At 42.1% G+C, this 24285-nt stretch carries 27 protein-coding genes and 1 tRNA gene; 19 read left to right on the top strand and 9 right to left on the bottom strand.

All coding sequences use genetic code 11. The features are described 5' to 3' along the window. Positions 1-311 precede the first annotated feature (311 nt). From ACI3E5_RS15085 to ACI3E5_RS15075, 3 genes are all read right to left on the bottom strand, one after another. The gene (locus tag ACI3E5_RS15085; protein ID WP_325846016.1) at positions 312-1256 is read right to left on the bottom strand and encodes an AEC family transporter; all 945 of its coding nucleotides are present in this window, start codon (positions 1254-1256) and stop codon (positions 312-314) included. 106 nt (positions 1257-1362) lie between these two features. Continuing rightward, on the bottom strand, positions 1363-2292 hold the full coding sequence (gene yidC / locus ACI3E5_RS15080; protein WP_325846015.1) for a membrane protein insertase YidC: 930 nt from the start codon (positions 2290-2292) through the stop codon (positions 1363-1365). A 124-nt stretch (positions 2293-2416) separates the two neighbouring features. After that, positions 2417-2695: an acylphosphatase gene (locus tag ACI3E5_RS15075; protein WP_325846014.1), complete on the bottom strand. Its 279-nt coding sequence runs from the start codon at positions 2693-2695 to the stop codon at positions 2417-2419. 95 nt (positions 2696-2790) lie between these two features. On the opposite strand from ACI3E5_RS15075, the gene ACI3E5_RS15070 reads away from it, so the two are divergent. Then, a complete protein-coding gene (locus tag ACI3E5_RS15070) occupies positions 2791-3552 on the top strand; it encodes a TrmH family RNA methyltransferase (RefSeq protein WP_015510047.1) in 762 nt (253 codons plus the stop codon). 123 nt (positions 3553-3675) lie between these two features. After that, complete coding sequence (locus ACI3E5_RS15065) at positions 3676-4185, top strand: HD domain-containing protein (RefSeq protein WP_005229452.1); 510 nt, start codon at positions 3676-3678, stop codon at positions 4183-4185. Between the two features lie 48 nt (positions 4186-4233). On the opposite strand, the gene ACI3E5_RS15060 is transcribed toward ACI3E5_RS15065, so the two are convergent. Then, on the bottom strand, positions 4234-5433 hold the full coding sequence (locus ACI3E5_RS15060) for a YdcF family protein (protein ID WP_498822040.1): 1200 nt from the start codon (positions 5431-5433) through the stop codon (positions 4234-4236). A 124-nt stretch (positions 5434-5557) separates the two neighbouring features. Between ACI3E5_RS15060 and ACI3E5_RS15055 the strand changes: the two genes are divergently transcribed. Next, positions 5558-6070 (top strand): GyrI-like domain-containing protein, encoded by a 513-nt coding sequence (locus tag ACI3E5_RS15055; RefSeq protein WP_010749327.1) that lies wholly within the window; start codon positions 5558-5560, stop codon positions 6068-6070. A 53-nt stretch (positions 6071-6123) separates the two neighbouring features. Here ACI3E5_RS15055 and ACI3E5_RS15050 read toward each other — a convergent pair whose 3' ends face one another. From ACI3E5_RS15050 to ACI3E5_RS15040, 3 genes are all read right to left on the bottom strand, one after another. Next, positions 6124-7458, bottom strand: a complete 1335-nt coding sequence (locus ACI3E5_RS15050) for a serine hydrolase (protein ID WP_016610746.1) — start codon at positions 7456-7458, stop codon at positions 6124-6126. A gap of 246 nt (positions 7459-7704) precedes the next feature. Continuing rightward, positions 7705-7869, bottom strand: coding sequence for a hypothetical protein (locus ACI3E5_RS15045; RefSeq protein WP_005229460.1), 165 nt, complete (start codon positions 7867-7869; stop codon positions 7705-7707). Between the two features lie 214 nt (positions 7870-8083). After that, positions 8084-8428, bottom strand: coding sequence for a DUF4828 domain-containing protein (locus tag ACI3E5_RS15040; protein ID WP_015510045.1), 345 nt, complete (start codon positions 8426-8428; stop codon positions 8084-8086). Between the two features lie 183 nt (positions 8429-8611). On the opposite strand from ACI3E5_RS15040, the gene sfsA reads away from it, so the two are divergent. The 11 genes from sfsA to ACI3E5_RS14985 all read left to right on the top strand — a co-directional run bounded on the left by sfsA (position 8612) and on the right by ACI3E5_RS14985 (position 18944). After that, positions 8612-9337, top strand: coding sequence for a DNA/RNA nuclease SfsA (gene sfsA, locus ACI3E5_RS15035; RefSeq protein ID WP_060792906.1), 726 nt, complete (start codon positions 8612-8614; stop codon positions 9335-9337). Positions 9338-9355: 18 nt separating this feature from the next. Beyond that, entirely contained in the window at positions 9356-10357 is a 1002-nt protein-coding gene (locus ACI3E5_RS15030; RefSeq protein ID WP_325846013.1) for a Gfo/Idh/MocA family protein, read from the top strand. Positions 10358-10371: 14 nt separating this feature from the next. Then, positions 10372-11646, top strand: coding sequence for a DEAD/DEAH box helicase (locus ACI3E5_RS15025; RefSeq protein WP_325846011.1), 1275 nt, complete (start codon positions 10372-10374; stop codon positions 11644-11646). Between the two features lie 66 nt (positions 11647-11712). Continuing rightward, on the top strand, positions 11713-14427 hold the full coding sequence (locus ACI3E5_RS15020) for a sigma-54-dependent transcriptional regulator (RefSeq protein ID WP_325846010.1): 2715 nt from the start codon (positions 11713-11715) through the stop codon (positions 14425-14427). A gap of 134 nt (positions 14428-14561) precedes the next feature. Continuing rightward, on the top strand, positions 14562-14879 hold the full coding sequence (locus tag ACI3E5_RS15015) for a PTS sugar transporter subunit IIB (protein ID WP_005229471.1): 318 nt from the start codon (positions 14562-14564) through the stop codon (positions 14877-14879). A gap of 37 nt (positions 14880-14916) precedes the next feature. Next, a complete protein-coding gene (locus ACI3E5_RS15010; protein WP_005229473.1) occupies positions 14917-15234 on the top strand; it encodes a PTS lactose/cellobiose transporter subunit IIA in 318 nt (105 codons plus the stop codon). Positions 15235-15315: 81 nt separating this feature from the next. After that, on the top strand, positions 15316-16752 hold the full coding sequence (locus ACI3E5_RS15005) for a PTS sugar transporter subunit IIC (protein ID WP_010749334.1): 1437 nt from the start codon (positions 15316-15318) through the stop codon (positions 16750-16752). A gap of 87 nt (positions 16753-16839) precedes the next feature. Continuing rightward, on the top strand, positions 16840-17061 hold the full coding sequence (locus ACI3E5_RS15000; protein WP_010749335.1) for a hypothetical protein: 222 nt from the start codon (positions 16840-16842) through the stop codon (positions 17059-17061). Positions 17062-17103: 42 nt separating this feature from the next. Then, positions 17104-17289: a DUF3188 domain-containing protein gene (locus ACI3E5_RS14995; RefSeq protein WP_010749336.1), complete on the top strand. Its 186-nt coding sequence runs from the start codon at positions 17104-17106 to the stop codon at positions 17287-17289. Beyond that, positions 17289-17702, top strand: coding sequence for a DUF3284 domain-containing protein (locus ACI3E5_RS14990; protein ID WP_015510041.1), 414 nt, complete (start codon positions 17289-17291; stop codon positions 17700-17702). Before ACI3E5_RS14995 ends, ACI3E5_RS14990 begins: the two co-directional genes overlap by 1 nt. A gap of 60 nt (positions 17703-17762) precedes the next feature. Further along, positions 17763-18944: a GNAT family N-acetyltransferase gene (locus tag ACI3E5_RS14985; RefSeq protein WP_325846009.1), complete on the top strand. Its 1182-nt coding sequence runs from the start codon at positions 17763-17765 to the stop codon at positions 18942-18944. A gap of 76 nt (positions 18945-19020) precedes the next feature. On the opposite strand, the gene ACI3E5_RS14980 is transcribed toward ACI3E5_RS14985, so the two are convergent. Beyond that, positions 19021-19092 (bottom strand) — tRNA-Arg (locus tag ACI3E5_RS14980). 69 nt (positions 19093-19161) lie between these two features. On the opposite strand from ACI3E5_RS14980, the gene ACI3E5_RS14975 reads away from it, so the two are divergent. From ACI3E5_RS14975 to ACI3E5_RS14955, 5 genes are all read left to right on the top strand, one after another. Further along, on the top strand, positions 19162-20094 hold the full coding sequence (locus ACI3E5_RS14975) for a DUF7916 family protein (protein ID WP_498822044.1): 933 nt from the start codon (positions 19162-19164) through the stop codon (positions 20092-20094). Positions 20095-20190: 96 nt separating this feature from the next. Continuing rightward, positions 20191-20886, top strand: coding sequence for a ThuA domain-containing protein (locus tag ACI3E5_RS14970; RefSeq protein ID WP_498822046.1), 696 nt, complete (start codon positions 20191-20193; stop codon positions 20884-20886). Positions 20887-20993: 107 nt separating this feature from the next. Further along, complete coding sequence (locus ACI3E5_RS14965; RefSeq protein ID WP_005229492.1) at positions 20994-22118, top strand: baeRF6 domain-containing protein; 1125 nt, start codon at positions 20994-20996, stop codon at positions 22116-22118. Positions 22119-22396: 278 nt separating this feature from the next. Beyond that, positions 22397-22597 carry a cold-shock protein gene (locus ACI3E5_RS14960; protein ID WP_003126918.1) on the top strand — a complete coding sequence of 67 codons (201 nt, stop codon included), beginning with the start codon at positions 22397-22399 and terminating at the stop codon, positions 22595-22597. A gap of 109 nt (positions 22598-22706) precedes the next feature. Beyond that, positions 22707-23339, top strand: a complete 633-nt coding sequence (locus ACI3E5_RS14955) for an HD domain-containing protein (RefSeq protein ID WP_010749341.1) — start codon at positions 22707-22709, stop codon at positions 23337-23339. A 99-nt stretch (positions 23340-23438) separates the two neighbouring features. Here the strand turns inward: ACI3E5_RS14955 and ACI3E5_RS14950 are convergent, their stop codons facing one another. Then, positions 23439-24209 carry an SDR family oxidoreductase gene (locus tag ACI3E5_RS14950; protein WP_325846007.1) on the bottom strand — a complete coding sequence of 257 codons (771 nt, stop codon included), beginning with the start codon at positions 24207-24209 and terminating at the stop codon, positions 23439-23441. Positions 24210-24285: the final 76 nt, after the last annotated feature.

Here is a 24285-nt window from a genome sequence, read left to right as displayed (position 1 = left end):
TAACAGTTAATTTTATCGTACAAAAAAGGAGTGGATTTCTCCACTCCATAAAAGTCTAACTTTTTGGGGTCACTACATATAGCTAGTTTCTGCATGATGGGCTTTTTTTGTCTTGTTTATGAAGGTAACCTAAGCAGCCACAATCTGGCGAAAATCAGAAAAATCGTGGTCTATAGTGACAAATCATAAGGGGAGTTGCCGCTCGGACAGCGAATCAATCGAACCTTTACTATACAAAGAGAAGAAAAATACTCGTTACCGAAAGAAGCGAATGCCCTTGGTAACGAGTATTTTTCGTCAAAGTTCGTTAACTAACTAAAAAAGAAAAAAAGCAAAACAGGCAGATACACCATGTAGAGTAAGACGGAATAGCCTAGACAAGAAGTTGCAAATTCTTCATCCCCTTGATAGTTTCGCACAAGGATCGGGACAGAGTTTTGGACGGGCATGGAGGCTTGGATAATAAACACAGAAAGCATCAATTCAGGAACAGGGATGATCCTGCTTAATAGCCATACAACGAGGGGCGAAAGAACGAAGCGACCAAACAAGACACCAGCAATGTCTTTGGTCATTCGCAAGTTCTTGAGCCCGCCAAAGTACACGATGATCCCGATAATAAACATTGATAGAGGCGTCGTTAAATCTGCTAGGTAGCTTCCAAGCCCATCAACAAAGGAGGGCAGTGGTAATGTGAACAGCATCCAGATCAAGCCGATAATGAAACCAATCAAGGCTGGCGAAAAAATCTTTTTTAGCATGACCAATGGATGAAAGGAAATGCGGGCTTCGCCGAAATCGGGGTTATCTTTTGCTAACTCAAAAATACCGATGGTCCAAAATAATGTCGTATTTACGATGTAGTACAACAACACATAGGGAACGGCTTTTTCACCAAAAATGGCTAAATTGATCGGTAAGCCGATGAAGATCGTATTGGAAAAGGTAAACATGGCGGAAAATGCCCCTTGGTGTTTGGTTTCAACTTGCGCGAAACGGCGCCATAAATAACCGGCGAAGTAAGTGATCATCATGGAAAGCAAAGGGATGATCATCCCGGAAACTAATGAGAGAAACTCGTCTTTCGTAAAGTTTTTAATGATCGTCAAAAACATATTGGCGGGTAATGAGACATTTAACACCAGTTTTGAAAACGTATCGGCGGTTCGATTAGAAAACCATTGTTTGTAAGACAACCAATAACCGATAAACATGAGACTGAAAATGACAAAAATATTGATATATGCTTGAAACATGCGCTCACCTCTCATTTACTATAGCGAAAGGCAATAGAAGAAGCAACTGATTCCCATTTGAAAACAACAAAAAACCAAACCGCCCAATGAGCGATTTGGTCAAGAATTACTTCCGTTGCTGCTTGCCAGCGTTACGACCTTTTCCGTTAGGCTTTGTCGTGTTCAACGCTTTTTTGACAGCTTCTGTTTTTTCAGGCGTTACGTCTTTACGAGGCGTAACTACCGTTTTAGGCGGATTTGCTTTCATTTCCGCTTCGACTTGGGCACGAATTTTTGGTTTCATGATGACATTCGTGATAAACGTTTGGATACAACTGAAGACCCCACCAACTACCCAGTAGAGTGTCACACCAGCTGGTGCACTCATGGACATGAAAACGATCATCAATGGAGAAACGATCAACATGGTTTTCATCGTTTTTTTCTGTTCTTCAGGAATCCCGATGGTTGAGATATATCCTTGTGCCAAGTAGGAAAGACCAGCAATCGCCACAAAGAGGAGGCTGGGGTCGCCTAATGATACGCCAAAGAATTCAGAGTTTTGGATTCCTTGTGTGTAACGAGCGGTGAAATAAAGAGCAGAGAAGATCGGCATCTGAATCAGCAAAGGGAGACATCCGATACCGCCAAACATACTGACGTTGTTTTCAGAGTAAATTTTTTGCATCTCCGCTTGCGCTTGCATTTGTTCTTCCCGAGTGGTCGCTTTTTTCAAATTGGCTTGTGCAATATCCACTTGAGGTTTCAGAAACTGCATTTTTTCACTTTGAACCATCGTTTTTCGAGACTGATGGATCCCTAATGGTAAGATAATGACACGGACAACGATCGTTACGGCGATGATCGCCCAGCCGTAAGACCAGTTGAAGTTTTCTACGAGCATCGTGATCATATCCCCTAATGGTTTCACCAAAAAGCGATAAATCATTCCTGTTTCTTTCGGCGTACCATCAGCATTGGTACTGACACAGCCTGATAATGCTAATAACAGGCCAAATAATCCTGATGAAAGCAGCCATTTATTCATTTTAGACATTCTATTCTTCCTCTTCACAATAAATTTAGACAAAAATAACTATACTAAAAAAGACCGACTATTTCAATGTACAAAGAGAAATTCATTGAAAAATCAATCTTTCGACTTAGAAAACATTCAATTGTTAATAGTACACTACATCAAAACTCCGACGCTCTTTGATAGCATCGTCTGGTTGGATGTCGATCTGATTTACTTTCCCAGCGGGTGAAGGAGAATCCTTAACCCCAGCAACAAAGGCATCGATGGCTTTTTCATCGCCAATTGCTTCAATCGAAACAGAACCATCCGCTTCGTTTTTTACAGATCCGGTGACGCCCAACTGATCGGCAAGCATTTTTGTGGTATAACGAAAGCCGACGCCTTGGACACGTCCTTGCACATGGATTCGTAGTTTCTTCATGGACAATCCCTCCTCTGCTTTATATGATAGCGTTTTTTCAGTAAAAGAACAAGTTAGATCGATTGACTCATGCTATAATGAATCGAGGTGACAAGATGAAAGAAATTCAATCGAAAAAAAATACCTTTATCAAGGAAATCAAAAAACTAACACAAAAAAAACATCGGACACAAACCAATAGCTATTTGATCGATGGCTGGCATTTGGTGCAAGAAGCATTGCACGCACAAGTACCCATCAAAGCATTGTTGGTGACCCCGCGAGGGTTAAGTGAAGCCAACGGGCAACTCGATGATTATCAGGAAGAAAGCTATTTGATCACAGAGGAGATCGCAGCGATGCTTTCTGATTTGCCAACACCACAAGGGATTTTTGCCGTGGTGGAAAAACAAGAACAAGACTTACAGACACTGACGGGCAATTGGCTGATTTTAGATAATGTGCAAGATCCTGGAAACGTTGGCACCATGATTCGAACAGCGGATGCCGCTGGATTCAGCGGGGTTTTTCTCGGCGAAGGAACAGCCGATCTCTACAGCACCAAAGTCTTGCGCAGCATGCAAGGTAGCAACTATCATCTGCCGATCGTAGAAGGAGCGATCCCGCCATTTTTAAAGCAGCTGCAGGCAGCTGGTGTGGCGATTTATGGTACCGAGTTAAACAAAGAAGCAGTCCCTTATACCGAGCTTCCTAAAGGACAAGCGGCTGCCTTCATTTTAGGCAACGAGGGGCAAGGGGTCAATCAGGAACTGTTGGCATTGACCGATAAAAATCTATATATTCCTATCTATGGTCAGGCGGAATCATTGAACGTCGCCATTGCGGCAGGTATTTTGATGTATTTTGCTGTCAGCTAGATTTTTAAGGAACTGTTAAACTATTTGAATCTATTGCACCTCACCTAGAAACTTGCAGGAATAGGTGCTATACTTTGTCTTGTAACAATCAAGCAGATCAAAAAAGGTGGCAGACAAAAATTTATGACAGAAAAATGGCAAGAAGATAGCGAATATATGTCTTATGTGGCTGACCTGTTAGAAACAGAAGCTGTAAAAAAATTAGCCAATTTTGTGCAGCATATGAACTCCACACGTTTGGAACATTCGATCAGCGTCTCTTATTATAGTTACAAATTGGCCAAGAAATGGGGCGGCGATGCTCGTGCAACAGCTCGTGCAGGACTCCTTCATGATTTATTTTATTACGATTGGCGTACTACAAAGTTTGACGAAGGTACCCATGCGTACATGCATCCACGAATCGCAGTAAAAAATGCCGAAAAAATCACTGAACTTAGTGATCTAGAAAAAGATATCATCTTGAAACATATGTGGGGAGCAACGATTGCACCGCCACGCTATAAAGAAAGCTATATCGTCACGATGGTGGACAAATATTGTGCGATCAAAGAAGCATCAGAACCCCTTACAGACAGCATGAAAGAAAAATGGCAACAACGCTTCTGGAAGAAACATCGCACGATTCAATAAGAAAAAAGTTCTTCGAACCAACTGGTTCAAAGAACTTTTTTTGTTTGTTTAGCCAAAAATAAGTTGGAGGATCGCTGCACCTGCATAGAGAATCAGTAAGGTGATCAATACCGTTAAATGTCGTCTTTTGTGCATAAAAAGGATTGCCACAAATTCTCTTAAAAAGGCATTCGGTAGATAGTAAAAGGCAGTAGGTGCTCCGATACCATCCGCTTTAAGTTGGGCTTGATCTGCATAGAGACCAGCACGAAAAATATGGTAATTGTTTGAGGCAAAGATTGCTTTGTAGCCGTTTGGCTTAAGCGAATCCATGATTTCTTTCGAAAATTTCATGTTTTCATAAGTAGTCGTGGAATTTGTTTCCACTAAAATCTCACCTTCTGGTACGCCTTGGGCAATCGCATATTCTTTCATAGCAACAGCTTCCGGCAGCTGCTCATCGCTTCCTTGTCCGCCTGACATCAGTAATCGAGGCGCGGTTTTTTTCGCTTTAAATTGCGATTCGTAGAACGAGATCGCTGTATTGATGCGTTTTGCCAATAAAGGGGAGACCGTGGTGCCATTCAAAAGGCCTGCACCTAAGACGATGATAAAGTCCTGATTATAGCGAGGATGGTTGAACTGATAAATGACTGAAATGGATAAAAAGTTCAAAAAGACTACAAACAGATACAAAAGACTTAGGGGAACAATGCCGAATAAGGTTCGGATCCAATCTGGGAAAAAGTGCAAAAGGGTATCTGAAAATAGTAAAACGGTCAAAACCACCGCTAAGATCAGGGTTAACAAATTGGCGATCGATCGCGATTCTCTTCGTAATACGATAATGGAATTCCAGTAAAGAAAGACCACGAGTGTTGCCAAACCGAATAATAGTACAGCAACGAAGATTGCCAGTAATACAGCGAGTAGACCACCTACGAGTATGTCTTGGGTTCGGTATAAATTAATGACTAAGTAGCCGCCAAAAGCCAGCACGAACAAATTAAAAAGTAAGCCATTTACAAGTTGGTGCTTGTTGCGCCGATAAGAAAATAAAAAAAGGCCGGCGAAGGCGACGGGTATCAAAATAAAGAAACTACCTGTCCGTAATTCTGAGACAGCTAAATAAATTAGCAGGGCTAGAATCGTCCAACAACATTCAAAAAAGAAAATATCCGGATCATCTTTTTTCTTGCGCCATTTTTGAACGGCGATCACGCCCGACACATAGCTGATGGCAAAAATCAGCAATTGCGTAAAATCCATGTTTTTCACTCCTTTAACGATACACTTAGTATACCGAAAAATGGCAGAAATTGCTTGTTGCTAAGGTCAAAGTTGCTGAATTTCTTGCAATTCGCTAAAATGAAGGAAAGAAGGAGGAAGGAACATGCAATTAGGTGAAGTGATTCGCGTCGAACGACCCGCTTTTTATGTGATTGGAAAAGAGGGCAAGGGGTTAGCAGAAGAAGGTGCTTCTTGGGTACCAGCGCTTTGGGAACTTGCAACAAAGGATTTTGAAGAGATCGAATTTCTCGTAAGTGATCAAAAGGCAGAAGAACTGGAATTTTGGGGCTTGATGAGTGATGGCACCAATTGGTTAGAGCCTTGGCAAGAAACCGGTCGCTACTTGGCAGGCGTTCAAGTCCAGACAGAAAATTTTCCTCCTGTCGGTTGGGTCCGTTGGGAAATGCCCGCAATGACCTATCTCGTTGTAAAAACAGATGAAAAAAACTTAACGATGATGACTGAAAAAATGCTGATGGAAGTTTTACCAGAAAACAACGTCCAGTTGTCAGCAGCCATCCAAGAAAGGTATCTTCCTCATTTTAAGGAGGGGGAAGTTGAATTGTTTTTCCCTGTGGAGCCATTGGCAACAGCAACGGTGGAAACAGTAGAATAAAAAAAATCTGTCCGAGAAGCAGTCTTTGCTTCGGACAGATTTTTTTGTTTAGGTTAAAAAAGATTACTGAAAAAGTTGGACACGCCGCGCCAAGCACGAACAAAGATGTTGGCTTTTTCCACCGTTTGTGTTGTGATCAATCCTGCAGTCTCGTCATGATCGGAATCATCAATATAACCAAGCGTATCAGCTGGAATCGAAGCACTTACGGTACCGACTTCTGTGCCCTCAGTCAATGGCGCTTGCAGGGCAGAATCACGATAATGCTCATTAAAGTCAATAGTTGTTTCAAAGGCTGTGGCATCCATATCCCCACGCACCCATAGGGTCAAACCTTGATTTAAGGCAACGGGCACACTCAATTCTTTCCCATCTTTGACTGCAACCGTCTGGGTATCTTCTAGTTGCGCATTTTCTGGTAAAATCTCTACTTGTTCCCAAGCGTCAAACGAGTAATCCATCAAACGGCCTGTTTCAATAAAACGAACACTAGGATTTTCTGCATGACCATTGACGTTTAGCACCACGGTGATGATTCGTTGGCCATCTTTAACGGCGGTTCCGACAAAGCAGGCACCTGCCATATCTGTCGTACCAGTCTTCAGACCGTCGACACCATCTTTCGTATTCGTAAAACCTGGAAGCATCCAGTTCCAATTGACCATCTCGACAGGCGAATAGGAACCTTCACCAAATTGTTTCGTTGAAAGGCTGGTTACTTCCAAAACATCTGGAAAGTCTTGTAACAAATGACGGGCAATCAATGCCACATCTTTTGCGGATAGTTCGTTTTCATCCGTTGAAGTTGATCCTGGGTAAATATTTTCCCCTAGATAAGCATTGTTCAAGCCAGAAGCATTGACGATCTTTGCATCGGTGATGCCCCATGATTGCACTTTTTCTTGCATTAAATCCACAAAGGCACTTTCAGACCCAGCAATCAGCTCCGCGAGCGCGACGATTGCAGCATTTGCAGATTGGATATAACTGGCATCATACAAATCTTTTACTGTATAGGTAACGTCTTGATGCAAAGGGACATTTGATAAGTTAGGGGACACGCTGAGATTAGCGGCATAATCGGAAATCGGCACAGGATCATCCCAAGCGATCGTTCCTTGTTCTACTTGCTCAGCGACAAGGTAGAGGCTGATGATCTTGGTGATGGAGGCAATACCCATGGCTGTCTCGCCATCTTGATCATACAACACTTTCCCTGTGTCAAAATCAATGGAGTAGGCGGCTTTGGCGTCAATCGAAAACTCTTGGATCTCTTCGATGCTCATTGCTGTATCATCAGCATATGAAACGAGGGGGATGCCGACAGCAGCAAAGAGGATTGCCAAAGCAGCAACGAAGGAATACCCGAACTTGGTTATTTTCTGCATATATGTAGTAGCTCCTTTTAAGTTGTATCTAAGCAAAAATTTTAACAAAGAGTATCCGCTGTTGCAATACTCTAAGAGAAAACTTAGCATTTAATTGCACGAAGACCGCTCAAAGGGGGAATGGACGTTGGTAAACCATTTCAAACTAGAAGACCTAAGGGCAACAGACCGCAAAAAAAAACTTGCCTTCCTATTTAATAAAGAAGACAAGTTTTTCTGAATTGACATCGGGTCAAACGATTTCACTTAGCGACGATTGGAATGGATTCTCGGGTTTTGGTTTTGGGCTCTGACGGGAACTTTCACTGCTCTCGTTTCTTGTTGCATGGCCAATTTTGCTAAAAAGAATGTCCCAGCTAGTAACGCAGCTAAAGCAAAGATGGAAAAGAGTGAAATAAAGGTCGTTAACATAAAAATCCCTTCTTTCTGTTTAAAATAAATGTGGAAGGTAGGAATCGAACCTACACCTTAATCTATGAACGATCAAACATCACTCAACGGAACACCTTGTTCAACCACTTGTTAAGTTAATGATAGCATGGATTGCCAGGAAATGCTGATAAAAAGTCTGAGAATTGACCGAAGAAAATGTGAAGAAAACATGAACTCGATCTTCTCATGTCCCTTACGTGATTTTTGTCAAAGAATAGTGGCAATCTTCTGCTTCATCATATAAAGTAATAACGGAGCCTTTTTGTTCCAGAACTAAATGATAGCCAAATGTGTCCAGTAACACTAATCGCATCGGAGTCAGTTCAACAATGGAAACAGGCAACGGTTTGCCTTCGATGGTCAATGAATAATCATTGGCAATTTCTAAAATGACATCTTCTTTTGTCTTTGAAGTAAAACGCCAATTTCCAATGAAATTTTGGCGGTTTTCATTTTTTTGTTTTTCCTTTCGCAACAGCAAGGAGCTGACCACGCCCGTTGCTAGAGATAAACCAATCAATAGAGACCTTTTCTTCATTTATACACGTCCTATCACTTACGATTCATCTAGTTGCACCTTGTGAACAAGATGCCCGCTTCTGCACACTAGAAAATAATTGCCATAAGTATACCATGAGAAGGGAAAAAAGCATGGTACTTTAGTTTGAAGTTTAGAAGTTTTTATCAAAATATGCTATGATTCAAAAGAGCAGGTGAGAAAATGAATTATCCGAATACCCTCTTAGCCACGTTTCTCGTTCGCGACAACCGATTCATTGCCCGATGTCTAGTCGATGGGCAAGAAGTGATCGTCCATGTGAAAAATACGGGACGAGGAAAAGAACTATTGCACAAAGGGGCACTCGTGACCCTCCAATATTGGGACAATCCGAAACGTAAAACCAATTACGATTTGATCTCAGTCAAGAAAGAAGACCAATGGATCAATATTGATAGTCAAGTACCCAATCGGTTAGGCTATGAAGGCCTTTTGGATGGCACGATCCAGTTGCCAAATATCAAAGGGAAAATTGCCCTCTTGCGGCGTGAAGTCGTCTATGGGATGTCTAAGTTTGATCTTTATTTTGAAACAGACGAACAAGAAAAAGGGTTTATAGAAATTAAAGGGATGACACTTGAAAACAAGCAAATCGGCGCTTTCCCAGATGCGCCAACGATTCGCGGCTTGAAACACGTCAATGAATTGATCCATGCCAAAGAAGCAGGCTATTATGCGGCGGTTTTGTTCATGATCCAATTTGAAGTGGTGCAAAGCGCCACGATCCATCGACAGATGCAGCCGGATCTGGCCGATAAGATCGCTGAAGCGCAAAGCAAAGGTGTCGAAGTGTTTGCTTATAATTGCCAGGTAAACCAAGGGATGATCGCGGTCAAAGAACCGATCCCTTTTGATTTGAACGTCGAATTTGACGACCCCAATCTATAGAAGAAAGAAGGAAAACACATGATTCATTTAGGGATTATCGGCACAAATTGGATCACCGATCAATTTGTACAAGCAGCCCACGAAACCAAACGGTATCAATTGGTAGCCGTATACTCAAGGAAATTAGCCACAGCGCAACGCTTTGGGGAAAAATACGGGGACATCGAATATGCGACCGATTTGGCCACTTTTTTTGGCTTAGCTCATATGGACACGGTCTATATCGCTTCTCCGAACAGTTTGCACTTTGAACAAGCCAAGCAAGGGATTTTGGCAGGAAAAAATGTCATTGTGGAAAAGCCAGCCTTTTCAACGCCTGAGGAAATGGCGGAGATCATTGACCTAGCAAACCAACAACAGGTTTTATTCTTTGAAGCAGCTCGCAACATTCATGAAGCGAGTTTTTCAACCGTAGCCGAATTCTTACCGACACGCGGTGCCATTCTTGGGGCGAACTTTTCTTATATGAAATACTCGTCTCGTTATGACGCTGTACTAGCTGGGGAGGAACCAAATATCTTTTCTCCACATTTTTCTGGCGGAGCTTTAGCAGACTTGGGTGTGTATCCAGTATATGCGGCGGTCGCTTGGTTTGGTAAACCGCAGGACGTTCATTATTTTGCGCGCAAATTACCGACGGGTGTAGATGGTATCGGGACTGCTGTGCTACGCTATGCTGATTTTGATGTCACGATCCAAACAGGCAAAATCGCTGATTCAGAGTTACGATCAGAAATTTATTTTGAAGACGGGACATTAGATTTGAATGCCGTCAATGCTATTGAAGAAGCAGCATTTTATGAACGCCAAACAAAACAAACGCATCCATTAGCAGTCGCTGCTTTAGACAATCCGATGATCGAAGAAGCGCAAGACTTTGCAGACATCATTGAAAACAAAGATGATCCTAAACAAGGACAACTCTATGAGGAATGGGTGGAACTTGCCCGCAGTGTCAATGAAACCGTCTCTTTGATGCGTAAGCAGGCCGATATCATTTTTGATGCAGATAAAAAATAAGGAATGGAACATTTATGACAGTATTTGAATTGACACAATTGCCAGACGTCTGGCAGGAAAAATGGCAAGCGGCTGGTTATCACGCACCGTCCTTGATCCAAGAAAAAACCTTTGGTCCTTTAAAAGACGGCGCGTCTGTCATAGGAATCTCACCGACCGGTTCTGGTAAAACATTGGCATACCTTTTGCCACTGTTAACAAAGGTCGAAGCAAAGCAAGGCAATCAGCTGTTGATTTTGACTTCTTCACAAGAATTAGCGATGCAAGTCACAGAAGTAGCAAGGGAATGGGCCCAAGCCATTGGTTTGACCGTTCTGCCGTTAATTGGCGGCGCAAGTACGAAACGCCAAGTGGAAAAACTAAAAGACAAACCCGAGGTCTTGATCGGTACCCCAGGCCGAGTGTTAGAATTGATCAAAGCCAAAAAAATCAAGACCCAGCAGCTGCAATCATTGGTATTGGATGAGGTTGACCAATTATTGAAGGAGGGTGCCTTCACCCTAGCAGCCAAGATCAATCAAACATTACCAAAACAAATCCAGCGTAGTTTCTTTTCAGCAACCGCGAACGAAGTGATTGATGAGATTCGACCATTCGTGTCAAAAGAGCCGCTGATCATTGATGTTACCCAAGAAGATCAGAGCAAAGGCGTCATCCATCATTACTATTTGAACTATCCGCAACGACGAATCGTGGATGCTTTAAGACGCTTTGCTCATTTAACAAACTTTCAAGCTTTGGTTTTCTTCAATGAATTAAGCACAATGGGGAATGCGGAAGAAAAGCTATTGTTTCATGGCTTGCCGGTGGCATCTCTGGCATCTGATCAAAACAAACTTGCACGAAAAGGTGCATTAGAGAGCTTTCGCCAAGGAAAACTAGTGGAACTATTGACGACCGATGTCGCCTCTCGCGGCTTAGATGTCGTGGATTTGCCTTACGTGATCAATACAGAAGTCCCTTTAGAAAAAGAATCCTATTTACACCGCGCAGGACGCGTTGGGAGAATGGGCAAAGAAGGAACCGTCGTCACGATCGTTCAAGACCATTCCTTGAAGGATTTGAAAAAAATCGCGAATCAGTTGTCCATAGAACTCAAGGAAGTCTATCTGCATGGGGGACAGTTACACACAGAAGCACCTGTTGTCGAAAAAGAAAGCAAGAAAGAAACGAAAACAGCAAGTGTGCAGAAAATTTCCAAGAAAACGCCTGAAAAATTACACACTCCTGTCAAAAAGAGCAAGAAAAAGACGAAAAAGCAAAAAGACAAAGGAAAAAGACGCCATTGAGCGTCTTTTTGTGTTACCATTAACGTTGTTTATTATTAGTGTGTAAAAAAATGAGGAGGCTATCGAATGAATTCGCGAAAAGAAGAGATTTTTCAAACGATCGAACTGCATAAGCAAGGGTTGACCGCAGTTGATGTCGCTAAAATCTTACAAATCGATCGCAGCAATGCAAGCCGTTATCTCAGTGAGCTTTATAAAGAAAAGAAAATCGGCAAACGTTCCGGCCGTCCGGTTGTTTATGAGCCTTTAGAAGAAACGGTCCATGTGGATGTTTCCTCTGAAGTGAGTTTTGAAAGTCTGGTTGGAGTCCAAGCTTCCTTGAAAGTAAGTATCCAGCAAGCCAAAGCGGCGATCTTATATCCGCCTAGAGGGCTCCATACCATTATTTTTGGGGAGACAGGTACGGGTAAATCCTTATTTGCCGAATGTATGTATCACTTTGCGGTTGAATCAAATATGTTAGAAAAAGATGCCCCATTCGTATCCTTTAACTGTGCGGATTATGCACAAAATCCGCAATTGTTGTTTGGTCACATCTTTGGCATCAAAAAAGGCGCCTACACTGGTGCCGCAGAAGATAGTCCAGGGTTGATGGCAAAAGCCGATGGCGGCATCCTGTTCTTAGATGAGATCCATCGACTGCCGCCAGAAGGCCAAGAAATGCTCTTTACCTTCATTGATAAAGGGATCTACCGTCCTCTAGGGGAAAGTAATCAAGTTCATGAAGCCGCCGTGCAGATCATCGGTGCCACCACGGAATCATCAGAAACCTTTTTAACGACCTTCAATCGGCGAATTCCCATGGCTATTACTTTGCCAAATGTGGAAAGTCGTTCCTTAGATGAACGGTATGAAATCATTTCATTGTTTATCAAGCAAGAGGCGACCCGTCTGAATCAACGAATCGATGTCGAACGAGATGCGATATTGGCCTTTATGCTCTATGATGCAGAAGGCAACATTGGCCAAATCAAGCGCGACCTTAAACTCGTCTGTGCCAAAGCATTTTTGCATTATCGAACCTATGGAAAAAAACACTTGCTGATTCGAAAAGGCGACTGCTCCTTGCAAGTTCAAAAAGGCTTGTTAAAGATCAAAGAAATGTCGGAACGCTTGGATCGGTTTTTGGATGGCAAAGGCGACTTTCTAAGTTTTGAACCTGGCGACCCAGATGTCGTCTGGTCTCGTGATCCACAACGGAATATGCAAGTGTATAACGAGATCGAAGAAAAAGTCAGCTCGCTGATTGAAACGGGCGTAGCCAATGTCGATCTGGAAAATTTGATCTCTAAAGATGTCGATGCGTACTTTGAAAAGTATGTCGAAGAATTGATCCAAAATCCCGTTCATAAAGAACTGATTCCAGAAGACATTTGGAAACTGACAAATGTTCTTTATGATCTAGCTGGGCAAAGATTGTCTCGAACCTATAGTGAAAAAGCCCGCTTTGCCTTTGCACTGCATCTGCAAAGTACACTGGAACGTGTCAAAGAAGGACATATGATCGTTCATCCAGATTTGAATACAGTCAGAAAAAACTTGAAATCCGAGTTCCAGGTGGCAATGGATCTATCGACCATTATCGAAGAAGAACGCCATGTCGAGATCCCCTTCGATGAGATCGGCTTTATCAGTATGTTTTTAGCGATTCAAGTCAAACAACCCTCGCAGCTGCCCCTTGAAAAAGTCGAGATCATTGTCTTGATGCACGGCAAGGCGACTGCCAGCAGTATGTTGGAAACGGCACAAGAGCTGCTTGAAACCGACCACGGCAAAGCGATGAATATGTCTTTAGATATGGAAGTCGGTCAAATGTATGAGCAGCTATTGAACTATGTCACTGACAATAAGGAAAAGATGAGCAACGGCTTATTGCTTTTAACTGATATGGGTTCCCTCAATTCATTTGCGAATTTGATTTCTGAAGAGACCGGGATTCGTACGAAAGCCATCTCGATGGTCAGTACGATGATCGTCTTAGAGGCTTTGCGAATGGCGGAAAGTGGCCGAAGTTTAGAAGACATTTATCAAAACATTCAGCGTTCTTTTGAAACCATCGTGCAAGAACAGTTCCGCACAGTTCGCGAAGCGAAGGGGAATAAAAAAGCAGTCATCGTCACTTGCTTTACTGGAGAAGGTGTCGCTGCTAAACTTTATCAACGAATTTATCCCGTCGTCGATCAATCAAAAGTCGAGATCATTCAAATGCAATTTATTGAAAAAGAAACCTTCAAGAAACATATTGATGGCTTGCTAGAAGAATATGAGATCAAAGCCATTGCGGGCACCGTCGAGATCGATTATCAAAATATCCCGTTCTTTTCCGCCTATGATGTCTTTGATGACAATCGGTTGAATGTGCTGAAGCGGATCGTTTCAGATGAAGTGCCGATTGAAAAAATCGTACGTTCATTAGAAAATACCTTAACGCATGTGGGGTCCGTCTATCATCTGATCGAAAGTCTGCAGCGAATCGTTCATCAAATTCAAAATCAATTGCATGTGATTGTTGAACCTACCGTTGATGCGGGCTTAGTGATTCATTTAGCCTTTCTAGTGGAAAGTTTATTGAAGAAGGAACATTCCCGTACCTTCCCCAATTTGACGGCCTTCCAAAAACGCTATCGTATCGAAACAGATGTGTTGCGAACTCATTTATTGCAGATAGAGAAAAACTATCAAATCAAAATCTCTGAAGATGAGATCGCCTATTTAACACAAATGTTCTTAGAAAATGAAATAAAAAGTTATGATGAATCCGCACACAATATTAGTGTGTAATGATAAATCCGTGAGTGTGCAAAAGAAAAATTGGTTCAGACCATTGATATATAAAGGTCTGGACTTATTTTTTTTTGGCACGCTTTTTGCTTTATAGTAAAGTGTAACTTACAACAGAAAGGAGCAGATACGCGATGGCGAAAAAAACGATTATGCTTGTTTGTTCAGCAGGAATGAGTACCAGTCTATTGGTGACGAAAATGCAAAAAGCAGCCGAAGCAAAAGGAATGGAAGCAGATATCTTTGCTGTTTCAGCTTCAGAAGCCGACCAACATTTGGAGTCGAAACCAGTCGATGTTCTATTATTAGGACCACAAGTACGATTCATGAAATCACAATTTGAACAAAAACTAGCACCAAAAGGCATTCCTTTGGACGTGATCAACATGGCAGACTATGGCATGATGAACGGCGAAAAAGTATTGCAACAAGCAGAAACATTAATGAACTAAGATTTTTAGGATCGAAGTGTAAGGAGGATTTTTAAAGATGGATGAGCAAAATTTGGAAGCCATTATGGGATTGATCATGTATGGTGGTAATGCAAAAAGTGACGCAATGGAAGCAATCGCGGCAGCAAAAGAAGGGGACTTCGAATTAGCTGACCAAAAAATCAAAGATGCTGAAGCATCTCTTGTGGAAGCGCATCATTCGCAAACAGGATTATTGACACAAGAAGCTCAAGGCAATCATATGACCGTGACATTGTTGACAGTGCATTCACAAGATCACCTAATGACGTCAATCGCATTTACCGATTTAGCGAAAGAAATCATTGATGTCTATCGACGTCTAAATAACGAATAATCTTTGAACGGATAGAAGTAGTTATTGTCGATGAATCAAAAAATCTTCTTTGACGAATAGAACTTATAGGAGGAATTAAGAATGGATGGATTAACAAGTTGGATGGAGAAGTACATTCTCCCTGTAGCTGCAAAAATTGGAGCCCAGAAGCACTTAGTTGCATTACGTGATGCCTTTATTGGAACAATGCCCGCTACTATGGCTGGTTCGATCGCAGTAATGATCAACGCGATCATTCGTGACTTACCACCGCAATTTTGGCCGAGTTATGATGCCAGTACCATTCCAGTTATTCGTGAAATTATTAGTATCAATGGCTTCGTATGGAATGGTACATTGGCTGTTGCTGGTTTAGTATTTGCCTTTTCTTGGGGATATAATCTGGCTCGTGCTTATCGAGTGAATGATCTCGCAGGTGGGATCGTTGGGGTAGCGACATTGATTCAAGGTATTGCTTTTTCATACAGCACTTCTGTGGCGACAGCTGTTCCAACAGCTTTGATGGATGAAATCAATGCTGGGTCAGCAACTTCCGGATGGTCTGCAACAGCAGATGCAATTACAGCAGGTGGATGGGGTTGGTTGAAACTCGATCATCTAAACGGAAACGCTTATTTTACCGTAATGATCATGGGGGCTATTTCAGTTATTATTTTCTGTAAATTGATGTTAGCTGATATCACTATCAAAATGCCTGATTCAGTACCGCCAGCAGTATCGAAAGCGTTCGCAGCGATTTTGCCAGCAACAATCGCCTTATATGTCATTGCAATTATTAACTTTATTGTCGGTAAACTAACTGATGGACAATTAATTATTGATCTTGTCCAAAAATATATTGCAGAACCATTCCTGGGCTTGTCTCAAGGACTTGGCGCAGTTTTGATCGTAACTGTTTTTGTTCAAATTTTCTGGTTCTTCGGAATCCATGGTCCAAACGTACTGGCTCCAGTTTTAGAAGGTATCTGGGGACAAGCGCAGTTGATCAATATCGATATCTTCCAAAAAGGATATGAAGGACAAACTGGGACAAACGCGGTCCTTGCCGCAATCGAAGACGGCAAGGCATATATGTGGGTACGCGGATCCTTTGACTCATTTGCTTGGTTTGGCGGTTCAGGTGGTACAATTGTATTGCTGATTGCTATTTTGATCCTATCAAAACGTGCGGATTATCTAACTGTTGCAAAATTGTCAATCGGACCTGGTGTATTCAACATCAATGAACCGGTAATGTTCGGTCTGCCAATCGTATTGAATGCGATCATGTTTATTCCGTTCATTATTGCTCCGCTAGTAGCCACTTCAATCGGCTGGTTAGCAACGTACTTTGGTTTAGTAGCACCTGTTTCACAACAAGTAACGTGGGTCGTTCCACCAATGTTGCTATCATTCTTGGCAACAGGAGCTGACTGGCGTGCCCCAATCGTAACGTTGGTATGTATGGTCGTTACATTCTTCATTTGGGCGCCGTTCGTTATTTCAGCAAATAAAATTGATCCAAAACTAGGCGAATAGACCTGTAGATTGTGAGGAACTGCTATGGCTTCGCTTGAAGTAAAGCAGCTCCTCCTTTTATTATTGATTATTTAGGAGGAAAAGAATATGATTTCAATAGCAAGTGCAATGCAGCAAGATGCCATCAAAGAATTACTTGAAGGATATAACGAAGATGGAATTTCTTTTACATTCAAAGAAAAACAAGGGATTAAACTTATTTTTACTACCACAGCTTCCGATTCAGAAGCGGCGGCAAAAAAAGCAAAAGAATTGATCAAAGCACAGCCTTGGGGTTCTGTTTTATACTTTCAAGCAGTTGGTGTTTGAGTAGGTTCTCTGTGGATCAACGAATAGATAGGATGATTGAAAATGATAAAAAACGGCTTGTTTATATGTAGTATCGGTCTACTCGTAGTCCTATACAGTATGAATCCAAGTAATCAGCAGTTAGATATATTCAGTTTTACAACAGGTATTTTCTTGCTTATTTCTGGCAGTCTTTTGTTCATGAAAGGAAAGAAGAAAGCCGAAGAGTCAGATAGGAGGAAGTCTTAATGAGAATTGAAAAAGATTTATCGATTCCAGCAAATGTCTTTTACGATCAAATTATGGATTCTGTTATCTTTGACGTACGAAAAGCAACTGGAAAAACACTTTCTAGAAAGCAACTGGCAGGATTTCAATATGTAAAGGAATTTTCTACTACGAGTCGTGCGAAGATAGAGATCGAAGAAATCATTGAAAATCAAGTTTATCAATTCAAAACAGAAACAACGAAAAATGAATTTGTCGCTCGCTATGAAGTAGCGCCGCTTGATGAAAAGAGCAGTAAAGTCATTTATACGGAAACCATGAAATCACATGGCTTCATGCAACAATTGAATGACATGCTCTTAGGCACCATTCTAGGATATTTCAAACGCAAGCAATTTAAAAAAATGTTGAGTATGATGGAAGAAGCATATTAAGGGGTCGACTGACGCCTTTTTTGCGTTTCTTGCGTGTTTTCAAGTAGAGGAGATGAAGGAATGACAGATGTCAAAAAAATGACCGAATTCGGTTCGCAAGAAGTACTGGAATTGGTTTCTTATGCCTTTCAGTGGGAGTTGAATGAAACAAATATCAAGCGCTATCGCAAGCTCGCGGAGAATTCATGGAATTATGGTTCCTACGACGAGGATGGAAAACTAGCGAGCCAAATCATGGCAACTATTTTTGATGTGAATTTTCATGGAACGACCTATCCAATGGCAGGGATCGGTTTTGTGGCTTCTTATCCAGAGTATCGCAGCCAAGGTCGGATCGATCGGATCATGAAACAAATCATTAAAGATTGCTATGAACAAAAAATCGTTCTGTCCTATCTGGCACCTTTCTCCTTTGCGTTTTATCGCAGATATGGGTATGAATATACCTTTGAACGCACCGTTTATGAAGTTGATGCGCATCAATGGCCCGATGGGAAGAAAGTGAACGGAAGGATTCAACGCATGAATTGGGAGGAAGCACAGCCGATCATTCACGAGATTTATCATCAATTGCCTCGCCATCAAAAAGGTGGGCTGATTCGCCAAGCCTGGTGGGAAGAAATCAAGTTTGTTTTGCGCAGACCGTATACGTTTGCGATTTATCGCAATGAAGCGGGCGTTCCTGAAGGGTATTTGATCTACTTTGTTGAAGGAGGACGCTTTGATATTCAAGAGTGGGGCTATTTGACCGCTGACGCATATCAAGGATTCAATCGGTTTATCGTTTCCCATGCAGATTCAGTAGCGCAGATCCATTATCGACCAGGGTTTGATGGGGAAGTCCTGCAAGTAAATGCAGCCAAACCATTGGCTCACTACCAAGTGCGCCCGGACATGATGGCAAGAGTCGTCGATGTGGAAGGGTTTCTAACAAGCTATCCATTTACGTTGAAAAAAGCTGGTCGTTTTGCCATAGAAATTCAAGGGGACGAATATGCCCCATGGAATAATGGGTGTTATGAAGTGACGATCGAAAACGCTCAGCATCATGTCACGAAAACGACCGCCACCCAGCTGCCAAAAGCAACCTTGTCGATTCAGCGCTTTGTGCAACTGTTTTTGCAGGCACAATCCCTTGATTCCTTGGTTTTTTTCCAGCAAATGGAAACGGAGAAGGAAGCTGCAGTGATGATTCAGGAAAACTTACCAGACGGAAAGCCGATTCTGGAAGATTATTTCTAAGCAAATCGAGGCAGAGGTAGTTGCTTTCCAACAAAAAAAGATTCCTTAAAAATAAGGAATCTTTTTCTTCAAAAAACGTTCCCTGCCGGAATCGAACCAGCAACTAATCCTTAGGAGGGACTTGTTATATCCATTTAACTAAGGGAACACAATAGCTATATTTTACCTGTTATTCGTGTTTCTCGCAAGATGAGAAGGAAAAGAAAGGAAGAAAAACATGGTCAAACGATTGATAAGTGCAAACTATAGTGAAATCAAAGAAATGTCGGCGCAAGAATTGAAACAATCCATTAAAGCGAGCGAAGGACGAGTGATCGTCTGTGAAACGGTGGTTCAAACCATGCCGCAAGCTGGCGACATCCCCAACGCAGAAGTCGCGGCAGCTTTTGGGTCTGACTTGATTTTGTTGAATGGCTTTGATTGTTATCGTCCAGCTATTTTTGGGATGCCTGGTATCACATTGGAGCAGCTGCTTGATCCTACACAACCCATTGAAAATCCGATTCCTCAACTAAAACAACTGATTGGACGACCTGTTGGCATCAATCTTGAGCCGATCCCAGCTACGACGGAAATGATGAGTGAAAAGATCAGCATCAGTCAAGGCCGAACAAGTTCGGTTGACACCATCAAAAAAGCCCAAGAACTCGGGGTGGACTTTCTTTGCTTTACAGGCAATCCTGGAACGGGTGTGACCAACCGAGAAATCGCTAAAGCAGTAAAATTGGCAAAAGAACATTTCTCTGGGTTGATCATCGCTGGAAAAATGCACAGTGCCGGCTCAGATGAACCTGTGGTTGATCGAGAAGCCATCATTTCTTACGCTGAAGCTGGGGCAGATATTTTGTTACTGCCTTCCGTGGGCTCGATTCAAGGCTTTCTAGAAAAGGATCTGATCGAAGCTGTTCAAATTGCCAAACAATATGACTTATTGACGATGTCAGCGATCGGAACGAGTCAAGAAAGCGCGCGTCCAGAAACGTTGCGACAATTAGCCATTATCAACAAAACTTGTGGGGTCGATCTGCAGCATATTGGTGATGCTGGCTATGGCGGCATGGCACCGACCGAAAATATTTTCGAAACATCAGTTGCAATTAGAGGTATTCGCCATACCATCAATCGTGTCGGGCGTTCAATCAACCGTTAAATCAGAAAAAATTACTAGCGAAGGAAAACGGAGAATCGTTCTGCTTCGCTTTTTGCATTTTTTTCGCTAAGTTAGAAAGAAAGGAGGAAACACAAAATGAAACAAGCATTGATCATTTACGGAGGTTGGGAAGGACACGCCCCAAAAGAAACCAGTCAGTTTTACCAAACGTTGCTGGAGTCAGAAGGATATCAGGTGACACTCGCCTCAGATTTTGAACCTCTCTATCATAAAGAAGAATTAAAAAGGCTGGATCTGTTGATCATGAATTGGACGCGAGGAGAATTGCCTGATGAGCCGCTGCAAAATGTCACTCAGGCTGTAGCAGAAGGGTTAGGATTAGCAGGCGTTCATGGCGGCTTTGCCTCGGCTTTTCAAGCCAGTAAAGGCTGGTTGTTTCTGACTGGCGGCTGTTTTTTGGCACATCCTGGTGGATTGGAAACGACCTATAGCATCGATCTTACGACAGATCACTATATTACGGCAAATACTCAATCGATCCCTCAGTTGACGACGGAGCAATACTATTGTCTGGTTGATCCAGCCGTCACTGTGTTAGCTACCTCAACATTTGCCGCTAAAGATCATCCGAATGCAGCTAACCAAGACGTCATACTGCCAATGATGTGGATCAAAAAATGGGGCAAGGGCAGAGTCTTTTTCCAATCCGTTGGACACAGTCTAAAAGAGCTAGAAGAGCCCACCATTCAGACTTGGACCAAACGAGGCTTTCTATGGGCCACCAGAAATCCCTTGGCTGATCCGCTGAAAAATAGCCAGTATAGTGAGTAATCAGAAAAACGAATGAGGAAATAAACGCGTGCAATCGTTTTACTTTATGGAAGAAAATAAGCATGGTACACTTTATTTGTATTTGATTAAGCAGGAGGTAATGTGGAATGGGAAAATTTGGAAAAAGTTTTTTATCGCAGGTAATATCTGACGGAATCAAAGGACCATTTGTCACGATCATGCTCAATACGCATGTCGGCCACCAGAATGTCGAAAAGGATCAAATCAAATTTAAGAACTTTGCCAAAGATGCGAAGCGCCGCTTTGAAAAGAAATACCCAGAACATTCTTGGGATCTTTTTCAAACGAAAATTGATGAACTGCTTGCAGATCAATCATTTTGGCGTAACAGTACAACGAGTGTGGCGGTGATTATCACACCAGAAGATGTACTAGTTCATCGGTTAAGTATTCGTGTGGATGATCAATATTACGTAGGGGAAACCCCGTATGTATTAGCTGTCATCAAAAACGCACAATTTAATTACCCATTTTATCTCTTAGCGTTGAATCGCGATTCAATGCAAGTCTATCAAGTTGAAAACAATCAAGTGCGTGAAGTCGAGTTGCCAGAAGAGGCACCGACAACGATCGAAAAAGCGCTGGGGGAAGAAATCACTGGCGGCGGCAACTTTAATTACAGTGCCCAAGGTGGCCCTAACTCAGGGGGAGAAGGCGTCGCTTATCACGGCTTTAGTGCCAAAGATGAAGAAGTCGAGATCGATCACGTCAACTACTACCAAGCAGTTGATGCATTTTTTAAGAATGATTTTTCAAACGAAGAGCATTTACCAATGTATCTTTTTGCTTTACCAGAAAATCAAACGCTGTTTAAAAAAGTGGCAAAAACGAACTTTTTCAAAGCAGAACCAAGCATTTCCTCTTCACCAGCATCGTTATCTTTGAAAGAGATCCAAACGTGTACGCAAAAGCTGATTGCGGAGTTGACACAAAAAGAAGTTGGGGAATACGGCAAGCTGTTGGATCGGAAATTTATTGACCAATTGGTTGATATCGTACCTGCAGCTAAAGAAGGCAGGATCGCCAATCTGTTTGTAGCGACTTCCAATCTCGCCGATGGGTTTGGAGAAGATCCTGACACGGAATACGATCGTCGCCAAGTGTTAAATACGCTGGCAATCGATGTTTTAGAAAACGGCGGCGAGGTATCTATTTTGGAACAAAAAGATGCCCCAGGAGAAAAAAGTTTGACTGCGATTTTGCGCTACTAAACGCAGTTTCGTCCTTCGTAAATAAATCGTTTCCAAAAAAGAAAAGACTGTTGCAGATCTTTAGTGCAGCAGTCTTTTTGCGAATCACAAAAAAATAAAGGCGTTTTCATTTTTTTTGATTTTCTATTAGTCATAAAGAAGATAATGTGCTATAATACAAAGTGTAGTTTTTGTTACGGTAAATTATGGTAGCTTGTTTCATCTTAAACATCTTCCACATTTTCACCTTATACAAGTAATTGCAAAATATGTGTATAAACACAAGGAGGATTTTTATTATGGAAACAGGTACAGTTAAATGGTTTAACTCAGACAAAGGTTTTGGATTCATCACTGCAGAAAACGGTAACGATGTATTCGTTCATTTCTCAGCTATCCAAGGCGAAGGCTTCAAAACTTTAGAAGAAGGTCAAGCAGTGACTTTCGATATCGAAGACGGACAACGTGGCCCTCAAGCGACTAACGTTAACAAAGCGTAATTTATGAATGCCTTTTAAGAGCAGCTTAGCTGCTCTTTTTTTTGTGCGCGTGATATTTGCTTGCGGAGAAAGTAGTTGTTATACTCTTAGAAAAAAAGGAGGCAGACTGATGGGATTGAATGAATTTATTCTTGGATTGGCTAATTTAGAAAAAATCCAACGAGCACCTGGATTTTTTAAGTTTACCGAGCACAGCGTGGCCGCTCATTCGTTTCGAGTAACCATGATTGCCCAGACCTTAGCCGATATCGAAGAACAAGCGGGAAATCAAGTCGATTGGCAAATTCTTTATGAAAAAGCCTTGAACCATGATTACACGGAACGTTTCATCGGCGACATCAAAACGCCAGTCAAATATGCAAACAAAGAATTGCGGGCGATGTTATCAACCGTTGAAGAAAAAATGACCGATGCCTTCATCGAAGAAGAAATCCCCCAAAGCTTTCAAGCGACGTATCGCAGACGCTTGGCGGATGGCAAAGACAACAGCCTTGAAGGACAGCTTTTGGCAATTGCGGATAAGATCGATCTTTTGTATGAATCTTTTGAAGAGATCTCAAAAAGCAACCCCGACAAAGTGTTCAAAGAAATGTTTCGTGAAGCGGTTTTGACGGTCAAAGCGTTTCAGCATCGTCCATGTGTGACCTATTTCTTTGAAGCCATTTTTCCCGAGTTATTGAATGCAGATTTTTATGGCAAGACTGCTTTTCTAGAAGAAATCGCAGCTTTGGTGGAAAAATAAACAAAAAGAAAAAACGAAAAATCAAGAAATGATCCATCTCACAGGTTTTACTTGAAACAAGTGAGGGGATCAGGTTTGATTTTTCGTTTTTTTGTTGTATTAAAGCAAAGATTCCGCTCCATCAATATAGACTTCCGTTCCAGAAATATTGCCCGCAGCCTCTGAAGATAGAAAAAGCACAAGGTTGGCGACTTGTTCTGGCACGCCTGTTTCTTGTTTTAATGGTCGAGAACGTTCTGGATATTTGACGGGGATCTCAACGCGAGCAACCTCTTCTTCAATTTCTGTGCTGGCATCGATATTCGTTGCGATCGCCCCAGGGCAGATGGCATTGACCCGAATATTATAACCAGAAAGTTCCAGCGCAGCCATTTTTGTAAAGGCGACTTGACCTGCCTTAGATGTACTGTAAGCAGTCGCACCAAAATTGCTGAAGATGCGGTTTCCATTGACTGAACTCGTAATGACAATGCTGCCGCCGTTTGCTTTCATAAATGGGATCGCAGCTTTGACGGTAATAAAGGTACTGCGTAAATTTGTGTTGATTGTCTGGTCCCATTCCGCCACCGTCAATTCTTCGATCGGTGTCCAAGTACCGTTGATGCCGGCATTGACGTGAAGTACATCGAGACCACCTAGTTCTTCCACAAGACCATTCATCGCTTCTTGCAGCTTCTCTGCTTCAGTGACGTCAACGGCACGATAGTGGGTTTGTGCGTCATAGTCAGCAAGAAACTCCTGTAGCTCCTCTTCGTTGCGATCAATCAACCCAACAAGAGCACCCTGGGCTAGAAATTGTTCTGCCACCGCTTTTCCAATCCCTGAAGCAGCCCCCGTTACAATCACTCGTTTGTTTTTGAAATCATTCATTTTTTTCGCCTCCTTAGAGTAAATTATAAAAAAGATCCCTTTTTTTGTCGAAAAAAGCGATCAGCGACGAGTGACA

Origin of the sequence: Candidatus Enterococcus avicola (assembly GCF_047470845.1) — a bacterium.
In the GTDB taxonomy this organism is placed as follows: Bacteria; Bacillota; Bacilli; order Lactobacillales; family Enterococcaceae; genus Enterococcus_D; species Enterococcus_D casseliflavus.
Note: the sequence above shows the minus strand (reverse complement) of the source record. Positions and strands in the feature narration are given on the sequence as shown.